Source organism: Helicobacter bilis (assembly GCF_001999985.1).
In the GTDB taxonomy this organism is placed as follows: Bacteria; Campylobacterota; Campylobacteria; order Campylobacterales; family Helicobacteraceae; genus Helicobacter_A; species Helicobacter_A rappini.
In genome coordinates, this window is the sequence record NZ_CP019645.1 from 2,179,972 (window position 1) to 2,204,619 (window position 24,648).

The 24,648-nt window shown below is 33.4% G+C and carries 20 protein-coding genes; 16 read left to right on the top strand and 4 right to left on the bottom strand.

Annotated features, from left to right (window positions below; translation table 11 throughout):
- The first annotated feature begins 2 nt into the window (after positions 1-2).
- The 16 genes from XJ32_RS09850 (at position 3) to corA (ending at position 20,247) form a co-directional block, all read left to right on the top strand.
- Entirely contained in the window at positions 3-1,679 is a 1,677-nt protein-coding gene (locus tag XJ32_RS09850) for a DUF7488 domain-containing protein (protein WP_254422359.1), read from the top strand.
- Between the two features lie 21 nt (positions 1,680-1,700).
- Positions 1,701-2,828, top strand: coding sequence for a sensor histidine kinase (locus tag XJ32_RS09855; RefSeq protein WP_077389421.1), 1,128 nt, complete (start codon positions 1,701-1,703; stop codon positions 2,826-2,828).
- Between the two features lie 251 nt (positions 2,829-3,079).
- Complete coding sequence (locus XJ32_RS09860) at positions 3,080-4,645, top strand: AAA family ATPase (protein WP_077389423.1); 1,566 nt, start codon at positions 3,080-3,082, stop codon at positions 4,643-4,645.
- Between the two features lie 24 nt (positions 4,646-4,669).
- Entirely contained in the window at positions 4,670-8,506 is a 3,837-nt protein-coding gene (locus tag XJ32_RS09865; RefSeq protein ID WP_077389425.1) for an AAA domain-containing protein, read from the top strand.
- Entirely contained in the window at positions 8,503-10,077 is a 1,575-nt protein-coding gene (locus XJ32_RS09870) for a hypothetical protein (RefSeq protein WP_077389427.1), read from the top strand. The genes XJ32_RS09865 and XJ32_RS09870 overlap by 4 nt, the downstream gene beginning before the upstream one ends.
- Positions 10,074-12,065 carry a coiled-coil domain-containing protein gene (locus XJ32_RS09875; protein ID WP_077389429.1) on the top strand — a complete coding sequence of 664 codons (1,992 nt, stop codon included), beginning with the start codon at positions 10,074-10,076 and terminating at the stop codon, positions 12,063-12,065. The genes XJ32_RS09870 and XJ32_RS09875 overlap by 4 nt, the downstream gene beginning before the upstream one ends.
- Before the next feature lie 2 nt (positions 12,066-12,067).
- Entirely contained in the window at positions 12,068-12,763 is a 696-nt protein-coding gene (locus tag XJ32_RS09880) for a coiled-coil domain-containing protein (protein WP_077389431.1), read from the top strand.
- 11 nt (positions 12,764-12,774) lie between these two features.
- Complete coding sequence (locus XJ32_RS09885) at positions 12,775-12,978, top strand: DUF2997 domain-containing protein (RefSeq protein WP_005217976.1); 204 nt, start codon at positions 12,775-12,777, stop codon at positions 12,976-12,978.
- On the top strand, positions 12,975-13,397 hold the full coding sequence (locus tag XJ32_RS09890) for a hypothetical protein (protein ID WP_077389433.1): 423 nt from the start codon (positions 12,975-12,977) through the stop codon (positions 13,395-13,397). The genes XJ32_RS09885 and XJ32_RS09890 overlap by 4 nt, the downstream gene beginning before the upstream one ends.
- A 10-nt stretch (positions 13,398-13,407) precedes the next feature.
- A complete protein-coding gene (locus tag XJ32_RS09895) occupies positions 13,408-13,770 on the top strand; it encodes a hypothetical protein (RefSeq protein WP_077389435.1) in 363 nt (120 codons plus the stop codon).
- Positions 13,767-14,420, top strand: a complete 654-nt coding sequence (locus XJ32_RS09900) for a hypothetical protein (RefSeq protein WP_077389437.1) — start codon at positions 13,767-13,769, stop codon at positions 14,418-14,420. Before XJ32_RS09895 ends, XJ32_RS09900 begins: the two co-directional genes overlap by 4 nt.
- 240 nt (positions 14,421-14,660) lie before the next feature.
- Complete coding sequence (locus XJ32_RS09905; protein WP_077389439.1) at positions 14,661-15,557, top strand: hypothetical protein; 897 nt, start codon at positions 14,661-14,663, stop codon at positions 15,555-15,557.
- An 11-nt stretch (positions 15,558-15,568) separates the two neighbouring features.
- Positions 15,569-16,150, top strand: coding sequence for a 4Fe-4S single cluster domain-containing protein (locus tag XJ32_RS09910; RefSeq protein WP_005217955.1), 582 nt, complete (start codon positions 15,569-15,571; stop codon positions 16,148-16,150).
- An 86-nt stretch (positions 16,151-16,236) separates the two neighbouring features.
- A complete protein-coding gene (locus tag XJ32_RS09915) occupies positions 16,237-16,959 on the top strand; it encodes a carbonic anhydrase (protein ID WP_077389441.1) in 723 nt (240 codons plus the stop codon).
- Between the two features lie 208 nt (positions 16,960-17,167).
- Positions 17,168-18,838: a hypothetical protein gene (locus XJ32_RS09920; protein WP_077389443.1), complete on the top strand. Its 1,671-nt coding sequence runs from the start codon at positions 17,168-17,170 to the stop codon at positions 18,836-18,838.
- Between the two features lie 437 nt (positions 18,839-19,275).
- Positions 19,276-20,247, top strand: coding sequence for a magnesium/cobalt transporter CorA (gene corA, locus XJ32_RS09925; RefSeq protein WP_077389445.1), 972 nt, complete (start codon positions 19,276-19,278; stop codon positions 20,245-20,247).
- Between the two features lie 471 nt (positions 20,248-20,718).
- Here the strand turns inward: corA and XJ32_RS09930 are convergent, their stop codons facing one another.
- From XJ32_RS09930 to XJ32_RS09945, 4 genes are all read right to left on the bottom strand, one after another.
- Positions 20,719-21,888 carry a pyridoxal phosphate-dependent aminotransferase gene (locus XJ32_RS09930; protein ID WP_077389447.1) on the bottom strand — a complete coding sequence of 390 codons (1,170 nt, stop codon included), beginning with the start codon at positions 21,886-21,888 and terminating at the stop codon, positions 20,719-20,721.
- A 311-nt stretch (positions 21,889-22,199) separates the two neighbouring features.
- Positions 22,200-23,057, bottom strand: a complete 858-nt coding sequence (locus XJ32_RS09935) for a ParB/RepB/Spo0J family partition protein (RefSeq protein WP_077389449.1) — start codon at positions 23,055-23,057, stop codon at positions 22,200-22,202.
- 1 nt (position 23,058) lies between these two features.
- The gene (locus XJ32_RS09940) at positions 23,059-23,850 is read right to left on the bottom strand and encodes a ParA family protein (protein ID WP_004088939.1); all 792 of its coding nucleotides are present in this window, start codon (positions 23,848-23,850) and stop codon (positions 23,059-23,061) included.
- 25 nt (positions 23,851-23,875) lie between these two features.
- Complete coding sequence (locus XJ32_RS09945; protein ID WP_077389451.1) at positions 23,876-24,646, bottom strand: biotin--[acetyl-CoA-carboxylase] ligase; 771 nt, start codon at positions 24,644-24,646, stop codon at positions 23,876-23,878.
- Positions 24,647-24,648 lie beyond the last annotated feature (2 nt).

The following is a 24,648-nucleotide window of genomic DNA, read 5'->3' on the forward strand; positions in this document are numbered from 1 at the left end:
TTATGCAATCTTTTAGATTTTTACCCAATGCAAATAGTCTTCAGCGAGATTCTGTATCAAAAACAAAGCAAGGCTTTTTGATAAAAACACTTTTTGCTTCAAGCGTTTTTAGCCTTTGTGTTAGCACAAGTCTTTATGCAAATGTGCTTGAAAGCGAGTTTAATAGCCTAAGTAAGCCCAAAACCCCATCTCAAGTTAGCACACCAGATGAAAATATCGTAAATACTAAAGAAGTGCAAGTGCGAGAAAAGAATGGAATCTTAGAGAGCAATGAGCTAGAAGTAATCGATTTGTATGGCAAAAGTAAAACTGAAGAAAAGATAGATTACGCCCATTGTGCCGCTTACTATAAACAAGCAAGTCTTAATCTAGGCAAAGGCTTATATGCCATAAAGCTTAAAAGTGGTGAGATTATCGGCTATAATCCAACTCGTCCGCAGTTAAAAAACCTTGTAAAATATGATCCTTTCACAGGCTTATTTCAAGTGAGTGGCAGAGTAGATTCTAAATATGCTTATGAGTTATCTGCCATTGATGATTATGCTTTAAGCAGAGAGTTAGCAAGCGCAGGTATTAATGGGGCAAAGCCGGGCAGATTCCAGACGCACCAAGCCGGATTTCTAAAATACGCCGAGTTTTCTGCTCCAACGCAAAAAAATGGCGTAATAAGCAATATATGCTATAAAATCTATGGCTTAAGCGTAGGTGGTAATGGCTTTATAGAAAAGTCTTATATTGATAGATTCCTTAATCAACAGCAACCCTATCATGGCGATATTGGTGTGCGTTTTGATGTAGCTAGTGCTGAAAATGCGACTTTTGTAGTGCAGTTTTCAGACCCATTCTTTCCATCAAATCCTTTTAAAAGGGGTGATATTTTAATCTCAATTAATGATATTGCACCAAAAGATTGGGGAGAATTAGAGCTAATCATTTCAAATCTTATGCCCGATGAAGTCGCACAAATAAAGATTAAACGCGGCGAAAATGTAAAGAACATAAAGGTAAAAGCAAAGAAGAGATATGGGGGAATGCTACTTGCAGATAGCTTTTTAGAGAGATTTAATCTCGTTATTTCAAATGATTTAATCGTGCAAAAAGTCCCAAATAAAGGTCCTTTTTCAAAGCTAAAAAAAGGCGATAGAATCCTTTTTATAAACGACATTGATATGCGACATTTTAAACCGCGTAATACCACAGAGAGAAATCATTTATTGCGAGAGCTTTTCACAAGGATACAGGATAATCAAGTGGATTTCTTAGAGCAAAAAATCGCCTATGATGCAGAGAAAGAAGCCACAAAAAGAAGAAATGCAGATATATTAGAGCAATTCCAAAGTAAAGAAGTAAAAAAAGAGCGACACAATGACTTTTACTACAAAATGGCAGATAATATCCGTAACTTTGCAAGTAGCGATATAGCTATTGGCACAAATATCACAGGGGAGAGAACGAGTAAAAAGGGCGATTTGCATTCATTCAGTGGCGATGGAATCTTGCGAGATTCTGACACGCAAAGCATGAGAACAATATATGATATGTATAACTCTGGAGGTAAAAGCACAAATAAGCCTAAAAAAGAGAGAATAAAAGAGTATGAAGCCCTTGTGGAGTATGGTGGGCAGATGAATTTCCTTGTTGATAGGCAAGGATTTCAATTTAGAGTGCCACTTGAATAGTCTTAAAACAAGGGGTTATATATGAAAAAAGTGCATAAAAAAAACAAACATAATGCGAAAAAAAAAGAAGCCTACAAGCAAGAACATCTCACAAAAAATAGCATTATGCTAGAAGATGTAGCCTATGATAATGCTGCACTGCAAAGCACTTTGGGCTTAGGGGATACGCAGTCTTTGCTTAATCTCTTGCATGAGCTTATTCTACAAAGCTATAAGATTGAAAAGGAATTTAAAGATTTTAAGGTATTAATAGAATCTGTTTTAGAGATGATTCCACAAGCAGTAATTGTCTTCAATGAAAATGGCAGTCTGTTTTATCAAAATAAAAAGGCAAGTAATCTCAAAGGCTTACTTGATATTGATCTTAATTTTAGCAGTGAATTTGAAGTAAAGATTGATAATAATGTCTATCTTATGCAAAGCTCAAAAATCTCACATAAACAAATCATAACCGCCACAAATATCACAGAACAAAAAAGGCAAGAAAGGCTTGCTAGCATGGGACAAGTCAGCGCACATCTAGCACATGAAATCCGCAATCCAATCGGCTCACTCTCTCTACTTGCAGGGGTATTAAGCAAACGAGTAGATGAAAAAAGCATGGAAATTGTAGATGAAATGAAAAAATCCATTTGGCGAGTTGAGCGAATCATTAAAAGCACCTTGCTTTTTTCAAAAGGCGTGCAGGCAAATAAACAGCAGCACTTTTTTGCTGATTTTAAACAGAGTTTAGAGCAAGTCATAAGCGAATATGGCTATACAAAGGAAATTGAAGTTGCGTTTGAAATTGATTATAACGATGCCTTTTATGTAGATTTTTCTCTTTATGAAATTGCCCTGCATAACATGCTTTGCAATGCCATTGATGCGATTGAAGAGGGCGAGTGTGAGAGTGGTAAAATCCGCATTTGCTTTTTTAGGGATTGTGATATGATTCTGTGTAGAATTTATGATAATGGAAAAGAGATTGAAGATATTACTTCACTTTTTGAAGCCTTTAAAACAACAAAGCTAAAAGGACATGGACTAGGACTAGCCCTAAGCAGACAAATCGCTTTGGCACACGATGGCGAACTTTGTGCGAATAATACAGAGGGTAAATTTTTTGAAATACGAGTGCCACTTACCCCACTTTGCAGTGGTGAGTGATATATAGTACTTAATGTGTGCAACAACACTCATAAGTAGCATAAATATACTTTTCAATTAGTAGATAAATAAATATGTTAAATTCTATCACTTTACTAAAAATGATAATGATATGTTAGGTTAATCCTTGCAACTAACACAAAAATAGAAATTATACTTTAGAATTCTTATTGAAAAGTTCCCCCCCCCCCCCCTTTTTTTTGTTATAATGGCGACTTTATTTTTACTACTTAATTAAAGAAGGGATCAACATGCAGCATGAAGATGAAGTTTTTGAGATATTAGATTCTGTAAATATTATTCAAATAGTGAGTTTTGAATGGGAGAGAATTGATGCTATATCAGCAAAGGTAGCACATAAAGCTGGGAAAACCTTATATAAATGGAATATCGCTCAGGGTCTGTCTCGCTTTGATAATGAAAATAAAATATTTGGATCTTTTGATGAAAAAGAGGCAAGTGAAGTTTTAGAGTGGTTTCAAAGCAATGAAGCAAGTAATAGTATTGTAATCTTAGAAGATTTTTATCCATTGCTTGATGAGAATCCACAAAACATCAGAATCTTTAGAAATATCGCAAGGGGACCAAAAGATAGGACAATTATATTATCACAACCATTTCAAAAAATCCCACAAGAACTAGATAAAGATGTGCATATTATCACGCTTGATTTATCAAATAAGGCTGATTTAGAGGTAATCTTTCGACAATGTATTGAAGATGCTAAATATGGATCGCAAGAACTAGATGAAAATCTAAAAGATAGACTTATAGAATCTGCCTTAGGGCTTACCATTATGGAGGCTAGAAAGGTCTTTATGAGAGCTATTAAACGCACTAAAGGTAAGCTTGGAGAAGATGAGATTAAACTAATTGTTAGTGAAAAAGAGCATATTATAAAAAATAGCGGATTTTTAGAATACTATCATCATAAAGAGGGGCTTAGTGATGTTGGTGGTTTAGACGAGCTTAAAAATTGGCTTACAAAAAGAGGTAGGGCGTTTCATAAAGAGGCAAAGGAATATGGACTTGAGATTCCAAAGGGAGTGCTGCTTTTAGGGATTCCTGGGACTGGTAAGAGTTTGAGTGCTAAGGCGATAGGAAGCGAATGGAAGTTTCCTATTATAAAGCTTGATATGGGGAGAATCTTTGGCGGTATTGTAGGTGAGAGTGAGAGTAATATACGAAAAGCATTACAGATTACAGAAGCTATTGCACCTTCAATTTTATGGATTGATGAGATTGAAAAGGGCTTTTCTGGCTTGTCTAGCTCTGGCTCTACTGATGGCGGCACGACTTCAAGGGTGCTTGGCACTTTTTTATCGTGGATGCAGGATAAGAGTAAGCCTGTATTTGTCGTAGCAACTGCAAATGATATTAGCAAACTCCCACCTGAACTCTTGCGTAAAGGTAGGATTGATGAAATTTTCTTTGTGGATTTGCCTAGCTTTAATGCAAGAAAAGCAATTATAAGCATACATTTAAAGCGATTAAAAAGAAATCCAAGTGATTTTGACTTAGATGCTCTATCAAAAGCTTGTATGGGTTTTTCTGGTGCTGAGATTGAGGAATGCATAAAAGATGCTCTCTTTGCTGCTTTTAATGATGCAAAAGAAGTAGATGATAGCTATATAATAGATTCTGCTGAAAAAACTTATCCGCTATCAAAAACTATGAGTGAGAGTATTACTTCTATGCGTAAATGGGCTAAGGCTAGGGCTGTTTATGCTTCTAGTGAAGAGTTTGATGGTGAGTTGAAAAACGATAAAGATGTCCCACAATTAAGACAAGAGATAACCGCTAATCCATTTATGTAATTATTTTAATGCTAAAGGGGTTGTATGCAGCATTATTATCATGCCTTTTCACAAAACGCAGATGAGGCAAATAGAAAAAGAGAGTGCATAGAAAAAGAGATATTGCCCTTTAAGCAATATATAGATACTGCCATTAAATCGCTAGAAAAGAAAAAAGTAAGGGCTAAATGGGAGAGAGTAGAAACAGAGTTTAATGCGACTTTAGAGATTAATGGATATTTTTATAAATATAAGCCCTTAGGTCAAATAAGCTTAAAAGATGAATTTTATAAACAGCTAGATTCTATTCTATTTGTAGGGAATCTCCCACAAACTAGAGATTACGATGAAAAACTTTTTATCACTTTGGAAAATGGGAAAAAAATAAAAATAAGCCTAAAAGATGGCGACATAGCACAAGATTATGAGATATTATGTAGATTTTGTGAAATTGCTGATGAAGTTTCTAAAGATTTTGTATCTCAAAGCCCACAGCTTACCAAAACAGAAGAATTGCTAGATTCTAAAAATTGTCATGTTGAGCGTAGCGAAATATCTAGTATAGAATCTAGCAAAGATTTTTCGCCTTTTTCAAAGGCTCAAAATGACAAGAATCTAGAAACTACACCAACAAGCCACGCAAACAAAACCACAAATTCTAGCGGTTGCTCTATGGCTTTGGACGGGCTTTGGCTGAATTGTGATGGTAGGAGTTATCTAAGTGATAATGACTATCCCTCTAACAATCGTTCAAATTGTATAGACAAGGGCGAATTTTTACAGAATCTAGACACAGGCTTTATCCACTTAGACTCTTTATCACTAGATAATGACACAAAACAAAAGCTAAAAGATTTTAGCATTAAAAAAGTATCTTGGAGTGGTGATGATTTAGAGATTAAAACACTGAAGCAATGGCTTAATAATGGAAAATTAGATTTAGATTCTAAGCAAGTAGAGATTAAAAGCTTGCAAGATAATGTGATTTTGCTAAAAAGTGATATAAATAAGGCAAATATAATACAAAAAGATGGCTATTTGCTACCTGCTACACTAGAGATAAACTACATTCAAGATAATCATAAAGTATTGCAAGATAACAAAACTCATAAAATTATATATTGTAAAAATGAGATAAAAAGCCAACTTTGCAATCCAATAGAAAAACATCTTGCAAAAAGCTATTGCGATTTTCAATCTCTATGTGATAAAAGTGGAAATAAGATAGATATAGAAAAGCAAGATTCTAAACAAGTATTCATAAAAGATATAAAAAAGCTAGATGATAAAACAATCTTATATGATAAATTTGGCATATCCTATACTCTAAAAAAGGTAAAAAACGAAGGCTTTAATATCAGGCTATTAAGAAATGATGATGAGAGAGAAGATGAAGATGAGATAGAATCACCTTTGCGTTTCTTTTTAGATTCTGACATTCAAGTAATGGCATGTTTAGATGGACATAAAGAGCCACAAGAGTGCCGAGTAAAGATTATAAATAGAGATGAGTTTATCATTGAGTTATTATATAAAAATAGAGCAATACTCCCACGACAATACTCTATACTCGAGACAAAGCCAAATCCATATCGGCTAAAATGTCAAAGAAATGCTATACAAAATCTTATAAAAATGCCACTAGCTCAAAGTCATACGCTTTTAAAGCTTTTTGCTTCAAGGACAAAGGATAAAATAAGTTGGCTAACAAAAGATTCTAAGATAATAGATATTACAGAATGGGAAGTGCTAACAGATGAGAATAGAGAGGGTGCTAACATTCAGCGAAATTTCATACAACAAGCCTTAAATACAAAAGACTTTGCCTTGCTAGAGGGACCTCCGGGCAGTGGTAAAACGACTACAATTTTAGAGCTTATCGCACAGATTATAAAGCAAAATAAAAGGGTATTGCTTTGTGGTTCAACACATGTTGCAATAGATAATGTGCTAGAGAGATTAAAAGAAAGAGAACTTATAGAAAAGCTAAATATTTTTCCCATAAGAGTAGGAAGTGAGGGGGCTTTGAGCGAAGAGGTAAAAGAATTTAGACTAGGTGATTTTGCTAGAAATTATGAAGATTCACTGCTTGAAAAATATAGCGTTTATAATGATTTAGAAAAAGATTCTAATGATGAAAATAAACAAGGAAAAATTGGCTTAAAATTCTTTATGCAATGTGCCAATCTAGTATGTGGCACAACGATTGGAATCTTACAATATCCAGCCTTTAAGATTCAAGATGAAGAAGAGGATAGTAAAAAACGCAATAAAAAGACTATAAAGCCTATAATGCCTGATTTTGATTATTTAATCATTGATGAGTCTTCAAAGACGACTTTTCAAGAGTTTCTAGTCCCAGCAATGTATGCGAAAAAGTGGATTATAGTAGGTGATACAAGACAGCTTAGCCCCTTTGTAGATAGAGATGAGTTAGAGGATAATATTAGCAATCTTGCTTTGAGATATAATAAAATAAACAAAGGCTTTGACTTTTTAGAATCTAGCTATCAACAAGCTTGTTTTTTGCTTTATTTATTATCAAAAATCTATAAAGAAAATGGCTTTAATATAAAAATTGCAATGGGAGTATCAAGTGAGATTTTATGGATTCTAGAACAAGAGATTGAGATAAGGACAGATGAAAAAAGAGATAATTTTGGTGTGCTAAATAATAGATTAAAAGTTGGGTATATTAAAGATTTACAAGCAACTTCATATTTTGATAACCTTAATAAACATTGGATTTTTTATGATGAGGATCTAGTAAAAAAGGATTCACTACATAATCCTTTAAAGCACCTTATCCCAAGTGATTTTATAGACTTTGATAATCTCGCTTTATTGTATCAATACAAAGCAAAACATAAAAATACAACTTTAATGTTTGATAATAATGCTAAAAATACAGAATCTTTTCTTAAAGCAATTAAGGATTATAGACAAGAGAGAAGCTTTGCTAGTGAGATTGCTTGGCGGCTTAGTAGAGAGTTTGAACTAAGGACTTTTTCAGATTCCAATAAGGCTAAAAATAAAAATCAATCATATACAAAAACAATTGATGAGTTACTCCCAAAAAGTCATAAAGATAGAAACCTTATCCGCAATAAAATCTCAAGTATAGCAAATATTTCCCTACCCTCAATTCTAGAATCACTTATTAAAGGTGTAAGCGATAGGCGAAGTGAAAGAGAAGATTCAGCCATTCGCAGCGGCTTTACACAAGATGAGCTAAAACAGAGACATAGTATATTAAGCACACAAGGTAGAATGCACGAAGATATTTCACGCTTTCCACGAGAGCAATTCTATAAAGAAGCAAATGCCTTGAAAGATTTAAGCAATCTTAATCGAGAATGGAGCTACACAAGATATAAAAAGCGAAGCGTATGGATAAATGTAGATAGCAAGAGTTATAGAGGTAGAAACGAAAAAGAAGCAGAGTTTCTTATAAAAGAGCTTAGAGCATTTATAGATTTTGCTACTAACAATCCACACCCACTAAATGAAACCTGGAGTGTTGCTGTGCTAAGTTTTTATAAGGGACAAACTAGAATCTTAGAATCTAAACTGCAAGAATACACAGGATTAAAGCATAAAAGCACAGATTTTACGAGAGAGTGGAATGGCACAGAGATACAAATGAGACTTTGCACCGTAGATAAGTTTCAAGGGCAAGAAGCTGACATTGTGTTTCTCTCAATGGTAAATACAGATAAAATCGGCTTTTTAGATAATCCAAACCGACTAAATGTCGGTATTACAAGGGCAAAATTTCAGCTTGTGATATTAGGAAAATATGATTATTTCAGTCAATGCAAAGATAATATGCTAAAACAATTTGCATTGCACCATAAAGCATTACATAAGGGGAATAAATGAAAATAGAATTAATGCATACTATAAAGCTACAAAGTGGCTTTGCGTTTTTAGATATTGAAGTGCTGCATAACGCAAGCGATATGGCAGAATTTTTAGAATCTTTACAGAAAAATGAAGCACTTTTAAAAGAGCCACTACAAACAAGAGCAAAAGAAGAAATGCAAAAACTTGGCTTTTTAGATTCTAATAATAGCCTTACAAAAGAAGGCAAAAAGCTAATAAAAACAAAGAAGCGATATATAAAAGAATGCGGTAAATATAAAATAAACTTTAGTTATAATGATAGCATTTTTGATAACAGAATCTTTAAGGCAAAAAGGGCTGAAATAGATGAAAGTGAGCAAGAATTAGAAACAATAGATTTTGGTAAAAAGTCGCGTGTATTGCTAGATGATGAAAATAAGGTAACTGATAGTATAAAGATTCTAACCAAATTAGCAAGTGTGCAAATGCAGCGGGGAGAAGAGATAATCACATATATAAGATTCCATTTAGCAAGTGTGCAAATGCAGCGGAGACAAGAGATAATCACATATATAAGATTCCACGAGATTAATCAAAATGGCGAAATCCTTAGGGATACAGAATGTTTAGATGGTGTGGATATTGAAGAAAATGAAGATTTTAGCGAAAAGTTTTTAGACACAAAAACCTTTATACAAAAATACGAACAAGCACTAGGACCAAATTGGGATAGAGACAATTTAGTTTATAGAATTAATACAGATGAATTAAACGATTTTTTGGAGGAACAAGTTATAAAAGATATACGCACATTAACAGCAAGTTTTAAAAAAGAGAATTTTACATTTAGCAATCTAGCATTATCCCCAAAAGAAGAAAGCGATGCAAAATATATGCTAAATTGTTGTTTATTAAAAGATTTAAGCGAGTCCTATCTCACACAAGATGACCTAGATTCTAAGCTAGAATCTTATATCAACCATAAAGGCTTAAATGAGTTTTTAAAAAGCAGTGATAAAAAAGAATATATAAGCAAACTAGAATCTTCACTCAAACAAGAAAAGGATAAAACAGCCTATTGGCATTATAATGCAATAAATGATTTACTACCAAAAAGAGATTTATTGCCAAATATCATAAAGACAATTACGCTCAACTATGATGAAGAGTTAAGCTATGCTGATTTTATAGATAAAATCACACAAAATAGAGAGATACAAGCATTTATTTATATTGATAGATATTTTACCGATGTGTATCAATATAAAAAGGCAGAGTTAATAGCACAGGGCTTTAACACACAGCAATATCTAATAATCACAGATGAAAGAAATATAGAATCTCTAACCGCAAGACAATTAAACGCACGACCTTTCGATCCTATCCCACACGATAGATATATGATTCTAAAGGTTAATAATGAAATAGAGATTTGGAATATAACACAAAGCGACTTTTTACGCTTTGATGAAATAAAAGCACAAGATATAACACTAGATACAAAAGGGAGAGCAGAAGGTTGTGTTATTAGCAATATAGATAATTTTTCTATATTTGATAACAAATTAAAAGAGATTATACAAGACTTTATGGGAGTAAAACAATGATAAGCATCGCACATAAAGAAATCACAAAAGATTATGGGGATAGTGTTATAGAAAATGTATGGGTAGATTCTAATAGTTGTCATGTTGAACGCAGTGAAACATCGCAAAGTTTAGAATCTACACAAAGCACCAAAGAGACAACGCAGATTCTAGGAACTATGCAGGCAATAAAAAATTCTATGCTAGAGACTTTGCAAACCGCACAAGATTCTATAATCTGCCTTTACACTTCATTTTTAGATCCTGAGATTATAAAGCTTATCCCAGAAATTGCAAAAAACAATAGAATCTATATCTACACAAAAGACCAAAATACACTACAAGAGCTATCACATCACAGCCTTGTGCGTTTAGGGGATAATCTTGCAGGTAGCTTTGTGCTAATACAAAAAGATAAAAACATTCAAGGCTTTTTTAGCACAAAGGATTTTGATATAGAATCTAATCAGCTGTTTTTAGAGTTAGATTCTAATCAATGTAATGATTTTTGGCATTATTTTATCACTTGCTTTTGGAAAGACGCGAAAAAAGAATTTATCGCAGGAAAAGAAGAAGAAATAAAAGAGATGAATCAAAAAGATTTTATACCCCCTTTTCAAAATGGTTTTGATACAGAGTTTATAAGAGATTCTATATCACAAAGAAAAAGCGTAGCCCTAATACAACTACAGACAAATTCACCGCTTATAGATTTATTGCAAGATTTTGAAGAGTGTAAATTTTTCTTACAAGATTTTCATACATTAAGCGATGAAATGCTACTACAAGATAAAGAAACGAACTTTATTGAATGCCCAGTAGGCTTTGATAGCATAAATAATGATATTTTTCTAAGCAATAATAACACACTGCTTTATAGCATAAGGGTTACAGGAAAACAAACACAGATATTTAAAGCCATGCTACAAAATCTAATTAAAAATAAAACAAAATCTTTCAAGCACGAAGTAGCCCTAAAAGAACTCATAGATAAAACCATACATTATTTAGATGGCAAAACTGCAAAGATAGAAGCACATACAACACACAAAGATTCTATACAATGCACTAGCTTTTTGGATAAAGATGAGTTTGAGACACAAGAGCTAGACTACAAGCAAATATGGCAGGATAAATACCCACATACCTGCAAGATTACATACAGCTTTGATACTATCCCCTTTTACACACCAGCACATTTTAAACAAGCACATTTATACAATGAATGGGAAAACACACATAAAGCCCTGCACGATACAATAAGCAAAGCATTAAATAATATAGAATCTATCTATAAAAAGCAAGATGAGCTAAACGCATTTCAAGCCCTTTTAAGCGAAGCAAAAAATTTTTTTAAAAGATTCTTCTTAGGTAAGAATACAAATCTAAAAGACCTAACCGCAAAGCTAAATGAGATAAAAGAGAAAGCCACACTTGAAACTCTCAATATAGATTCTACACAAAGCTACATACAAGAACTAGAAAAGCATATAAAAACTATTAATGAAAATAGTGGCGAGATAGACCTAAAGCTTGATGAAGCAAAAGAGCACAATGAATGGCAGACAAGAAAAAACAAACTAGAAAACGAAATAGAGGAATTACAGCAACACTGCCGCACAAAGCAACAAGACCTAAATACAAAAGAAAAAGAATGTAAAGACAAAAAAGAAAAGCTAGATTCCATGCAGAAAGAAATACAGAATCTAGAGAATGAAAAAGATAAGGCAAAAGCACATTTAGATACATTAAAACAAGAGCAACAAAAGCTATCTAAAAACAATCAAGAAAAAGAAGAGTATTGCAGAAAAAAACAAAAAGAAAAAGCGGACAAAGAAAATAAATCTAACAATAATGAAAAAACCATAAATGCAACAAAAGATAGGTTAAAAGAGTTGCAACAAAAAGCAAATGAATTGCAGCAAAAGATTCTTGAAGCAAAAAATAAAGAGTTAGAGAACCTAAAACAAAATCAGCATGAAAAAGAAAAATCCAGCGACAAGGAGTAGTTATGGCTAAAAAAAAGAACAATCAACAGAAAAACGCAATACAAAATAAACAGCAAATAGACGCAAGTAGCACATCTTTAGAACAACAGCTAAAAGACATCTTAGAATCTAGGGCAAAGTTGGAAAAACAACAACAAGATTTAGAATCTGAAAATAAAATCATAAAAGATGAAATCCATGAAATAGATAGGATTCTTATTGACAATAAGCAACAAATGGAATCTATAAAAGGGCAAATGCAGATAAAACAACAGAGCGTAAAAGCAGCACAAGACAATCTAGATGAAACCACGCAAACCCTAGATTCTAAAAAAAGCAATTATAACAAAGAAAAGAAAGACAAAGAAGCCCTAGATAAATACATAGACACAGAAAAACAAAATTTACAAAAAGATGAAAATAAACTTAAAAACCTAAAAGATGAATTAAAGACTAAATACGAAAAATTTAGCTACAATAAAAAAGATTCTAAAGAATCTAAATCATCTCTAGCCTTTATGGATAAAACACAAAGCCGAACACAGCAAGAGATACACATGGTAATACCAAAGGAAAACCGCCCAACCACAGGCGTATTAAAGGAGGACAAACATGAGCGACTTTTAGAGATTAGTCAATGGGATGAAGTAGAGAGTGCGACAGAAGAAGCACAAAGGCTTAAGGCAAGTTTAAGTGTAAAACACGATAAATCACAATAGAAAGGACAAATATGAAAGAAGAGAAAATCATCGTAACAATCAATGAAGATGGCAGCCTAGACCTAAAGAGCGAAGGCATAAAAGGCGAGGCTTGTATGGGCGAGATAGAAGCCCTGCTTAGCGAAGACATGGATATAGAAAGCGACAAAAAGACAGATGAATATTATCAAAAAGTCTCACAAACACAATCTGCTACACTAAGGAGTAAAAAATGAGTAGAAGAGTTATAACAAGGACACCAATCATAGATAAAGAATGCCTAATAGAAGCCCTAAAAGCAAGCAATTGCCAATATCAAGACCAAGGCAACAGAATCTCTGTGCAAATAGGTTGTGGCATAACCTACATACAAAAAGACACGCATTTTAGCGTAGATTATTACAGCGACCATATCGATGAAAGAAACTTTGTAGAATCTGTAAATAAAGCATATCTAAGAATCTATAAAGCAAAGCTAGAGTGTTTGGAAAGAGAGAGATTAGAGGAAGAAGCAAGGAAAGAGAGAGAACGACTAGAAGCCTTTAAAGAAGCACAAAAAGCCCAAATCATTGAAAAAGCAAAAAAGCAAGGCTACAAAGTCAAAGAAGTAAAAAAAGGCGATAAAATCCAGCTTGTATGTGTGCGATATGGGTAAGGGGTGATTTATGGCGTTTTTTGAGATACAAAACCAAGAAATTAAAGTATTTCTAACAGAGAATCTAAGTGGCTCGGAAACAATGCAAAGAAGATATGACCTGCTTAATAAATTTGCTACTAAGCAGAATATACCACATTTTAAGGCAGCAGAGCTGCTTGCAAATGCAGAAGGGGTGGTATGGACTAAAAGAATGTTAGATATAGCAAACTTTGTAACAGATGAAACAGCAGAATCATTGCCAAGTTCAGTCCAACAACCTATTATGAGTATAAGGCCAGACAAAAGAAGATTCAAACCTTTACCCAATATATACAAGAATATAACGCAAAACATAAAGCAGAACTTAACGATAGAAAGGAACAGCAAATGAATAGCACAGAAAAACAAAATGCACTCGTTGTATATAACCCAGATAATTCACTACCACATATAGCGACCAATTCCGCAACAAACACAAACACCACCTTTAGAATCTTTGGAAATAGTGATAATAACGCCATGTTTCCTAAAACGCTTACAGAGACAATACAAGAGATAATCTCCATGCTAAAAGAGATTAATCAAACCGCAAAGACAAGCGACTTACAACCCCTAATAGATTTAGCAATAGGGCTAGATTCTGAAACTACAAAAGATATATCAAGTGATATACAAACCCTTTTCAAACAATTTAGCAATCTAGAAACATATCTCAACAAAAAGCTAGATAAATTAGATAGAATCCTATCAAAAAGCATAGATTTTGATACCTATTCACAAACAGATAAAGCCCTAATCAATAAGATAAAATCCATACAAGAGATACTACATAATATATTCATATCCATAAATATTGATGAAGGCGAAACAACAAGAGTAAAAAAACGAGCCTATATGCGAAGCATAACAACCGCTAAAAACGCAATAAAGCAAATAGAAGAATTACTAGATGGTACAGACTTACGAGAGCCTATCCCAGAAACCATAAAACAAGATGATGGCAAACGATACGCCGATAATCCATTCCTAGGCAGAGTGTAAAAAGCTAGTAGCATTTAGAAACCCTACCATATCTTTATGGGTGTGCGTAGATTTTGGTACATTTTAACAAGACTTTAGAATCTTGTCATTTTAAGCCTTTGAAAAAAAGCAAAAATTCTAGCTTAGATTCTATATCTTTAGATACTTTCCACAAAGGCTTAGTATGACAAATATCTTCAGTACTGCTAGATTTTAGATTATAAATGTGGTATATTTGCGATTTATTTTGAAAGGTAAAAAATGGCAATGACAACAAGCTTTAATTTAATAAGTAATGAAAACGCAATCATTCCAAATATCATTTTACGCACCATGCAAGATATAGAGCATATGCTAAAAGAGCTAAAAATCGCAGTAAAAAATCCCATTATATATAGCAGTGATGATATAAAAAACTTTGCAAATCTAAATCCATGGCTTGACCTTGCCTACAATATCGCTGATACAATAGACCCATCACTACTTGGCAATACTACAAAAACGCTTGATGATGCTACGCAATGCAGTGTTTTTGACCCAGAGATTGTAGTAGATAAGCAGTTTATGCAGAGTGTAAGTGATAGCTTTTCTCAATGCAGTGCTATGAATGCTAGGATTAATCAAAAGTTAGATGAGCTTGATGAGATTATGTCTAAAAGCATAGATATTTCTCGCTACACAAAAGATGAAAAAGCGGTCCTAACACAAGTCCAAACCATATATGAAACACTTCATAGCACACTGCAATCTATTATAGATAATGTTAATGGAAGCACAGATACCAACAGCGTTATAGGGCGTGGCATTACAAGTCTTATTGATCGCATAGATAAATATGCAAATGATTATGGTCTTGATAATGACGATAATGATTCTAACAAGCAAGATAATACAATGAAAATAGACTCAAGTAAATATGGTGATAATATACGGACAAGGAAGCGGGTATATATGCGTTGGATCAATAGTCTAAAAGATTGTATGGATTCTATACAAAATACAATAGGTTCTAATACACTAAGGGCTAATCACGCTAAACCAACCACACCGCAACCTAACCAAACTCAAAGTAACACACAAGCACAAAATACAGATGAAAAGCTAAGCAAAGAATCTAACAAAGATATACAACCACATCAAAGAAACCCATTTTTATAAAAAGGCAAATTATGCAACTCTCAAGCATAAAAGAATACTCGCAAATCTATGGCTTTGAGCCAAGCTTTGTGATATGGACACAAGGCTGTCCCATCCACTGCAAAGGCTGTTGGAATACACACACTTGGGATAGTAAAGGCGGCTTTACTATGGATATAGAATCTATCTTTAATAACATTAAAGAGCAAAAAGATTCCAAAACATTGCCGATACAAGCCGTTACAATATTAGGCGGTGAGCCTTTCTATCAATATGATGAGTTATATAAACTTGTATCGTTGATAAAATCGCTAGATTTAGGCATTATCGTATATAGCGGTTATGAAAAAGATGAACTAATACAAATGAAAAAAAATTCCATATTTAGCCTTATAGATGTGCTAATTTATGGTAGATATATAGAATCTTTGCGAGATTTAAACCTACATTTGCGCGGCTCTAGTAATCAAGTCATAGATTTTTTAAGCAATAGATATAATGAAAGCCTTATTAAAGATGGCAATTATATTGAAATTGATATTGATAACTTTGGAGGGCTTGATATTGTGGGCTATATTGAGCCAACAGATTCTATTATTACGCAAAACTTGTAAATATAAATCCATTATTTTATTGTAAAATTACGACTATTTTTTGAGAATCTGTATGCAGATTTCTGCTAATTTATTAAAGGGAAGTTATGAAAAAGATTTGTTTATCGTTGGTTTTTAGTATAGGAAGTGTATATGCGGCTCATTGGGGTTATGATAAGCATAATGGACCAGATATGTGGGCGAAGCTTGATCCTAAATTTAAGCTGTGTAGTTCGGGCTTAAAGCAATCATCAGTTAATATTGAGAGTAAAAAAACAACGGAATCTAAAAATGAGTTACACCTGCTTTATGGCACAAACTCAAAGGATATTATAAATAATGGACACACTATCGCCCTGCATTTTAATGAGGCGGGTGGCTTAGTCTATCAAAATAGAAAATATAATCTAGTCCAACTCCATTTTCACACACCTTCAGAAACGCAAATCGAGGGGAAATCCTACCCTATGGAAATGCACATGGTGCATAAAGATGAAAAGAATAATTATCTAGTTCTTGCCGTGCTATTTAGAAAAGGACAAAATAATATAATGTTAAATAATGTCTTATCTTATGCTCCCATTGATATAGATAAAGCCCATCAAATGGATATGATATATATCTCACAGCTCTTACCTAAGAATCATGGCTACTATGCTTTTAGCGGGAGTCTCACAACACCGCCTTGCAACGAGGGAGTGCAGTGGATAGTATTAAAAGAGAGTGTTGAAGCCTCACAAGCCCAAATTGACGCAATGCATGCAATCCTTAAAGATAATGCAAGGAATGTGCAGCCATTACATGATAGGGTGATTCTATCTGCGCCTTGATTTATGGCTATTCTATATGCCCTACTTTAAACAACATAGATATTTTTATGCTTTTATAGTTGTGTTATAAGGTATGGTTTTAAGGTTTTAGATTCTATTGGATTCAGTAATTTATAAGTGCATTTTTGCTATATTTTCAAGTATTTTTAAGTTTTTGACATGTGATTGTGTAGTTACAGAATCTAGAATTTCGCATTGAGGAGTAGTTGTGAAAGATGTTATTGAAAAACTAGAAATTATTCTCAATCAAGGCTTATATGGGCGAGATGAAGAAGTGAGACTAGCACTTTTATGCACCTTGAGTAATAAGCCACTTTTGCTTTATGGACATGATGATGCTAAAGATATACAAATGCGTTTTGAAGCGTTGTTTGGGGAAACGCCCATTAAAGCAAAGATTACCGCAGGTTCAAATCTCTCAAAAAATAAGGATAAATTAAGCAAATATACCGCCTATTGTTGCTTAGGCAATCATAATAATACAGAGCATCTCTATGATTATCTTTTCGCACCAAAAAACACAAATGTAATAGAAAAGCTAAAGCAGTTAGCCCCAGAAGCAAATAAGCTAAAGAAGTTTTTCCAAGATTATAATTTTACGCAGTTTTGGGACGAGGAAAACAGGGCAAAAGCAATCAATTTTATAGAATCTCTTGCCTCTCATGCAAACCCCACAGGCGAACTTGCAGGTGATATTGCAATGCTAGATGATGCAGAACAAAATCTAGTCAAACAGCTTTCAAATATCTCTGATAAAAGATTCAAAGACTTTTTACACTTACTTGCAGTAAATCTTATTATTAATAATAGAAAAGAGATTACGCCCATTGACTTTGGTATGTTTTATTATTGTTTGCGAGATTGGTCTGATGGTGTGCGTTATCTTGAGACAACGATTTGTGCGAGTTTATCAAATGATGAGCTACCAACCTTTGTATTCCATGATGAAGAGTATGAAAAGACATGTAAAGAGACTTTCTTTAAAAGCTACGAGCAGTATGCGTTTTTGATACCAAATCTTGAATACATGGTGTATGTGCCTTACTCTTCATCGCCAAGTATCCCAGCAAATGAGATATTTGTGCGACTAGATAGCTTTTATACGCAGTTTCAAAACCTTGTATGTGAAGAAACAAGCGATGATATAGCAAAGGATATGCAGGAAGTGGCAACGAAAGAGAATATCCTAAAAGACGCACAATTAAAAGAAATGGAACTAAAAGAGACGCAACTCGCACAAGTGCAGCTTAAAAGATCCGCATTTAAATCCGTAAAAGATGCTCTTGATGAGCGGCTAAAAATCGCAAATGCCAAAGAGAGCGAGTTTAGAGAGCAAAGAGAGATTTTGGAGAGTAAATATAAGGACGCAAAGACGACAGACAGAAGAGAGGGATTAGAATCTCAAATTGCTGAAGTGCAAGCAAAAGAAGATCAATTTAAAGAAATTAGACTAAATCTTGAAGCACAACTTCAAGATGCAAAAAATACGCTCGAAGATAAACTTAAGCAGACAAAAGAGATTCTAGAAGAAAAGCTACAAGAAGTAAAAGCAAAAGAACTTGACTTAAAAGAAGCCCAAGATAAATTAAACCAAAAGCTTACAAACCGCAAAGGTAATATGGATGTAAGGATAAAGGAAGGTAGGGAATATCTTACGCAACTAAGGACACTACCCGTCAATCTCAACAAAGCTGTTGATGCGTGTAGAAAGCAAATTGATGCAGTATCAAAGCCAAATCCAATCTGGGCAAATCCACTAAAAATACATTTAGCTGCATTATATAAGATTCAGAAAAATCTACCCAATATGATAAAAGCCTTTGACTCTCAAGTAAAAAAATATGAAGAGCATGCAAAGCAATCCACACAAACACGCTAGGGGAGAAATGCATTGAAGTTAAATTTGGAATCTGGATTTTTGGATACATGGATTACAGGGTATAATTGAGGTTTGCTTCTTATTTGCATTTCAATACCCTGCAGTCCCCTAAAGATTATAGAAGAAAACTATTTATCATTCCAAACATTATAAAAGAACACGCACATGTTTAAAGAAAATTCAGCTTAGTGCTAGTATAAGTAATTCTTTTTCCCACGCTTACAAAAAAAACAATCGAGGTTGGTTGCTACTATAAAAATATAGCTACAAAAAAAACATATAATCTTCGTGTTCATATCTTATTTATTACAATTATATACTACAAGCTTTTTTGGGAAATCACACATCATGCAATAATATGTTATAATGCGTAGTTTCTGTAACAATGTTTAGCGGATATGTAAAACCAAGGATTCAAAAAAGCGTAAGGAATAGTCATGCTTAATATTTATACTAAGACGAATAATGGGCTTGTCAAAAAGTTACAATTTAATATTGAAGATAATCTTCTCCCTAGTAATATTTTGTGGGTTGATTTACTTCACCCAACAAATGATGAGATGAACTACATTACAAAGCAATATAACCTTGATATTCCAACGCAAGAAGAGCGTGAAGAAATCGAGCTTAGCGCAAGATATTGGGAAGATAATCTCACAATTACTATTAACACGCATTTTCTCGTGCGTATGCAGACAGAAAACAAGGAATTTAGCCTGATTAATGAAACAATTACTTTTATGACGACTAAAAATATTTTATTTACGATTAGATTCAATGATTTTAAGATTTTTGAAGAGATGCAAACACGCATTCTTGCAAGTCCAAAAAACTTTGAAGATGGCTATGATGTGCTTGATAAAATGTTTGAAATTCGTGTAGAAAAAGATGCTGATATACTAGAGTGGATTGATAAAGAGGCAAGAAAGCTACGCATTAATGTCTTGGAAGAAAAGAATGAATACACTTATGACAAAATGCTAAAAGGCATTTCGAGTTTGCAAGAACTCAATATGCGTGTGCGAGATTCACTATTTGATAAACGGCGTGCTATTACTTCACTCATTAAAAGTGATAAAATTGATAGCGATATTAAACGCAATCTTACCATTGTTTTAAAGGATTTAAACTCGCTTGTTGAATTTAATGTATCGCAACTCAATGTCCTTGATAATATCCAAACAATTCTAGCAAGTCAGATTAATATCGAGCAGAATAAAATCATTAAACTATTTACCGTTGCCACTGTTGCTATGATGCCACCAACTCTTATTGGGACGATTTATGGCATGAACTTTGAGATTATGCCAGAGCTTAAATGGGATTATGGCTATCCACTTGCAGTGCTTGTGATGATTATTTCCACCATACTACCACTTATTGCATTTAAGAAAAAAGGGTGGTTGTAAGATTTATTACATAGCAATTAATGGCTAAAGTCTTTTATCTAAAAACTTTGCTTAAAGTAAATAGCAAGGTGAATTTACATGAGAATCTTTTTTGTAGCTCTTGCTTCTATTTTTGATGCTTGTGGAAAAAAATAATATGTATTTCATTTTAGATCTTCTGTATTCGCTATTTTTTATTTCTTAAGATCATATAATGTAAATTTGAGTTTATGCGAAAAGGTTGAAATATAGATAACTCACTACACAAGGCAGATTATACAATATAAAAAATTCGAGAATTAATAAGACACGCGATACTAAACAAGATATGGAATAACAGAAAAATAAATACTTTGCCTATTTGAGATTCAATGGGCTCAAGCGAAAATATACAGATTCCAGATTTTATCTGTATAGATATAACAGATTGGCAGAAAAGGCTTCAATGGTGAAATTTAAAGCCCTATAAATCGCTACAAAATCTTAATGGTATTAGATATAGCGTTTCTGTCTAAAAGTTTTTAATACTTTTACATAATATTCAGCTTGCTGTGGAGTTCCTAATGTAACTCGACAGAAGTTATCAAACTTGGCAAATTGTCGTCCAACAAGGATATTTTGATTTCTCATATTTTTTGCAAAATCATCATAGCTACCTGTGATTTCATGGAAAATAAAGTTAGCATGTGAAGGTGCATAGCGTAAGCCCAGAGAATCAAGGGTTTTTGTTACAATTTGTCTTGATTTCACATTTGAATTTACACAATATTGTCTAAAGTTGAAATCAGCAAGTGCCGCAGTAGATGCAACTGCACCGCACACATTAATACCTGCAAGTTGCAAGAAATCTTTAATTCTTCTTTGCAACTCTGGTGTTGTAACTGTATATCCTACACGCAATCCTGCAAGACCATATATCTTTGAAAATGTGCGTGTTACAATAATATTTTTTGCACCATCTTTTAGGATATCAATACCACTTTTAAATGCAGGGTCAATCACATACTCTGCATACGCCTCATCGATAAGGAAAATCGTGCTTTGTTTTGCATTTCTTACCCAAGAATACAGATCGTTTGCAGATACAATGTTTCCTGTTGGATTATTTGGATTGCAAAGATAAACAAGAGAAATACCATCAAACTCTCGCTCACTCTTTTTCATAGCATCAATATTCATGTTAAATTTAGAATCTAAATCAAAATTCACAACTTCAATGCCTAGTGGTTTTGCATAAACAGCAGGGAATTCAAAAGTGGGATTAGGATTTATGATTCTAAATGGCATATTAAGTTCGTTAGCCAAATTACTAACAGCATAAATCGCAGCTTGTAATGCAGCCGAAGAACCATTACTCACACATATATTGTCTTCTTTTACTTGATAAAATCTTGCAATACTAGAACGCAATTCCTCTTCAGCTTTGAAAGGATAGAGAGATAAATCTGCTGCCTTTTTGTCCAATGCTTTTTTAACAAGACTTGAAAAACCGTACGCACTCTCATTGCTATTTAGCAATAATGGCTTATCTCTAGTAGGCAACTTAAAAGATGTGCCAGCAGCCTGCAACGGCGACAAAAAACCACCTAAAGCCAACGCACTAGCAATCGTTCCAGCCTTCAGCACATCGCGTCTATTCATTGTTTGTTCAACACTTTTCATAAGATTAACTCCTTAAAATATGTTATATATGCAGTTTCCATGTCTGCAATAATACACTATTTTCACAGAAAATGCAATAAAAAAAGAAAAAATGTAGTATTTTAAATAAGCTTTTTTATGAATTTGAAAATATGAGAAACCTAGAAATGATTATAATGAAAAGTATATTGCACAAAATAACGACGCAAGAGTAACAAAATCAAGAATAACAAAATAGAATCTAGGGCATGATAATATGAAGTATAGCAAGCAAGGCTCTAAAGACACACAAAGCCTAAGCAAGAAAATGTGCGTTTAGAGTAAGAACAATATTATTGCAACTTCTGTAAAATAATATCAAGTTTGCTTTTTTCATCACATTGCAAAATAATACTATTCTTTTTTATAGTGCTTTCAATATTATAGGTTTTTAGAATCTCTTGTAGATTTTGCAGAGATTCCGCATAGAGAGATTCTGTAGAATCTTTATTATTCTCTAATTTACTTGTCTTTGATTTAAGGTTTTTTGCAAGATTTTCTGTTTCTCTTACATTGAGTTTTTGTCCTAATATGCTTTGCAATGCCATCTCTTCGTCATTTGGAGTTAAGCCAATCAGCATTTTTGCATGTCCTTGCGTTATTTTGCCATCTTGGAGTAATTCTCTTGTTTTATCGCTTAATTCAAGCAAACGCAGTGTATTTGTGATTTGCGTGCGAGATTTGTGAATCTTTTGTGCGAGTTTTTCTTGTGTGAGATCATATTCTTTTAAAAGTGCTTGATAGCAAAGGGCTAAATCAATAGGATTTAAATCCTCTCTTTGCACATTTTCTATCAATGCCAATTCACGCATTTTGTAATCTTCTGTGCTAATGACTATGGCTTGTATATGCTCTTTTTGCAGTAATTTTGTAGCACGAAGTCTTCTTTCCCCAGCAATAAGTATGTATCCACCATTTTCATTTTCACGCACGACTATGGGTTGTAAAAGTCCATGCTCTTCTATAGAATCCGCAAGTTCCCTCAAACTCTCATCATTAAAGATTTTACGCGGCTGCATGGGATTTGGCACAATATCATCGCATTTAATCATCTGCATGTTAGTATCTGAATCTACATAATTTTTCTCATACACAGCATTAATATCACCAAATAGATTATTAAGCCCACTACCTAACGCTCTTTTTGCCATGCTATTTCCTTTTTTGCTTCTTTAATAAAGCTTTTGCAAGACGCATATAAGCTTCATTACCAGCTGACTTGCTATCATATAATGCAATGGGTTTTCCATAACTTGGGGCTTCTGCAAGTTTTACATTATGCGGTATGACTACATAACCTTCTTTATCATCAAAGAATTTAGTCTTCACATGATTTAATAAATCATCTAAAACTTGCTTTGATAGATTTGTCCTTGAGTTATACATGGTAGGTAAAAAGCCTCTTATTGCTAAACTTGTATTAATAGACTGCTTTATCACCTTGACAGTATTCATAAGTTGGGCTAATCCATCAAGGGCTAAAAACTCACATTGCACAGGCACAATGAGAGAATTTGCCGCTGTTAAAACATTAATCGTAAGCGGTCCTAATGCAGGTGGAGAATCTATAATAATAAAGTCATAATCCATGCGAATAGATTCTATATATTGCCTAAGAAGTGTTTCCCCTTGACTTTTCTTTTTTGCGTAAAACTCAGATTCTATACCGACTAGATTTTGGTCAGTTGGAGCGATAAATAGGTGCTTTAGCATTGTGCTTTGGATAATATCTTGTATAGAAGTCTGCCCAGACATTACATGATACATTGTAGATTCTATACTATTGCGTTTTATCCCATAGCTTAGCGTAGCATTTGCCTGTGGGTCAAAGTCAATAAGCAAAACTTTTTTATTACATAATGCTAAAGATGCGGAAAGATTCACAGCAGTAGTTGTCTTTCCAACGCCACCTTTTTGATTTGCAATGCCAATGACTTCGCCCATGCAATCTCCTTATTTCTTGTAATATTTAACGCAAACTATATAGAATCTTATCATGCAACACTATGCTGCCATCATTTTGTAATAACGCATCTTGCAATGATACTTTATGAGTAATTCCATCATCATTGATATGTGTATAAAAACGATGATTTTTAGAAAAACTTTGTTTATATCGACTAAAGACTTCATACCATGTCATGTTATTTTGTAAAAAAGCATTGCAAGTAATGCCATGCAATGTTGTATCTATATTTTTTTGTAAAGCAAATTCTACAATGTTAAAGCTTAAAAAATGCAATATTTTTTTGATTATTTGAGATAAAATCTCTATGCTTATGGATTCTATAGAATCTTTTTGAGATAAATTATTTTGCATTTTGCCTGTTAATAAAGAAGATTTCTCTTCGCTAAAGATATTTAGCCCAATGCCAAATATAACAAAGCCCTTTATATACTGCGTCATTAAACCCCCGATTTTCTCATCTTGTAAATAAAAATCATTGGGCCATTTTAACCACAAATCATTATGAAATTCTCTAAATAACTCAAGCAAAATTTGTCCAAAATAAATTGAGCTAGACTGCCTTGGCAAATCCTTTGGTAATAAAGCAATAGGCAAAGCACATGATAGATATAATCCACATGATACTTTATCCCATGTGTTTGCACGACTGCCGATACCATTTGTCTGCTCTTTTGTTGCTACTATGCAAATAGATTCCAAATCATTCTTGCGGATATAATCACTTAGCCATACTTGCGTGGAGGGCAATTCCTGTGTCCAAACAAAACGCATAT

Coding starts and splice junctions, on each gene's coding strand:
- XJ32_RS09850 (WP_254422359.1), top strand. CDS start 3: ATGCAATCTTTTAGATTTTTACCCAATGCAAATAGTCTTCAGCGAGAT.
- XJ32_RS09855 (WP_077389421.1), top strand. CDS start 1,701: ATGAAAAAAGTGCATAAAAAAAACAAACATAATGCGAAAAAAAAAGAA.
- XJ32_RS09860 (WP_077389423.1), top strand. CDS start 3,080: ATGCAGCATGAAGATGAAGTTTTTGAGATATTAGATTCTGTAAATATT.
- XJ32_RS09865 (WP_077389425.1), top strand. CDS start 4,670: ATGCAGCATTATTATCATGCCTTTTCACAAAACGCAGATGAGGCAAAT.
- XJ32_RS09870 (WP_077389427.1), top strand. CDS start 8,503: ATGAAAATAGAATTAATGCATACTATAAAGCTACAAAGTGGCTTTGCG.
- XJ32_RS09875 (WP_077389429.1), top strand. CDS start 10,074: ATGATAAGCATCGCACATAAAGAAATCACAAAAGATTATGGGGATAGT.
- XJ32_RS09880 (WP_077389431.1), top strand. CDS start 12,068: ATGGCTAAAAAAAAGAACAATCAACAGAAAAACGCAATACAAAATAAA.
- XJ32_RS09885 (WP_005217976.1), top strand. CDS start 12,775: ATGAAAGAAGAGAAAATCATCGTAACAATCAATGAAGATGGCAGCCTA.
- XJ32_RS09890 (WP_077389433.1), top strand. CDS start 12,975: ATGAGTAGAAGAGTTATAACAAGGACACCAATCATAGATAAAGAATGC.
- XJ32_RS09895 (WP_077389435.1), top strand. CDS start 13,408: ATGGCGTTTTTTGAGATACAAAACCAAGAAATTAAAGTATTTCTAACA.
- XJ32_RS09900 (WP_077389437.1), top strand. CDS start 13,767: ATGAATAGCACAGAAAAACAAAATGCACTCGTTGTATATAACCCAGAT.
- XJ32_RS09905 (WP_077389439.1), top strand. CDS start 14,661: ATGGCAATGACAACAAGCTTTAATTTAATAAGTAATGAAAACGCAATC.
- XJ32_RS09910 (WP_005217955.1), top strand. CDS start 15,569: ATGCAACTCTCAAGCATAAAAGAATACTCGCAAATCTATGGCTTTGAG.
- XJ32_RS09915 (WP_077389441.1), top strand. CDS start 16,237: ATGAAAAAGATTTGTTTATCGTTGGTTTTTAGTATAGGAAGTGTATAT.
- corA (WP_077389445.1), top strand. CDS start 19,276: ATGCTTAATATTTATACTAAGACGAATAATGGGCTTGTCAAAAAGTTA.
- XJ32_RS09930 (WP_077389447.1), bottom strand. CDS start 21,888: ATGAAAAGTGTTGAACAAACAATGAATAGACGCGATGTGCTGAAGGCT.
- XJ32_RS09935 (WP_077389449.1), bottom strand. CDS start 23,057: ATGGCAAAAAGAGCGTTAGGTAGTGGGCTTAATAATCTATTTGGTGAT.
- XJ32_RS09940 (WP_004088939.1), bottom strand. CDS start 23,850: ATGGGCGAAGTCATTGGCATTGCAAATCAAAAAGGTGGCGTTGGAAAG.
- XJ32_RS09945 (WP_077389451.1), bottom strand. CDS start 24,646: ATGCGTTTTGTTTGGACACAGGAATTGCCCTCCACGCAAGTATGGCTA.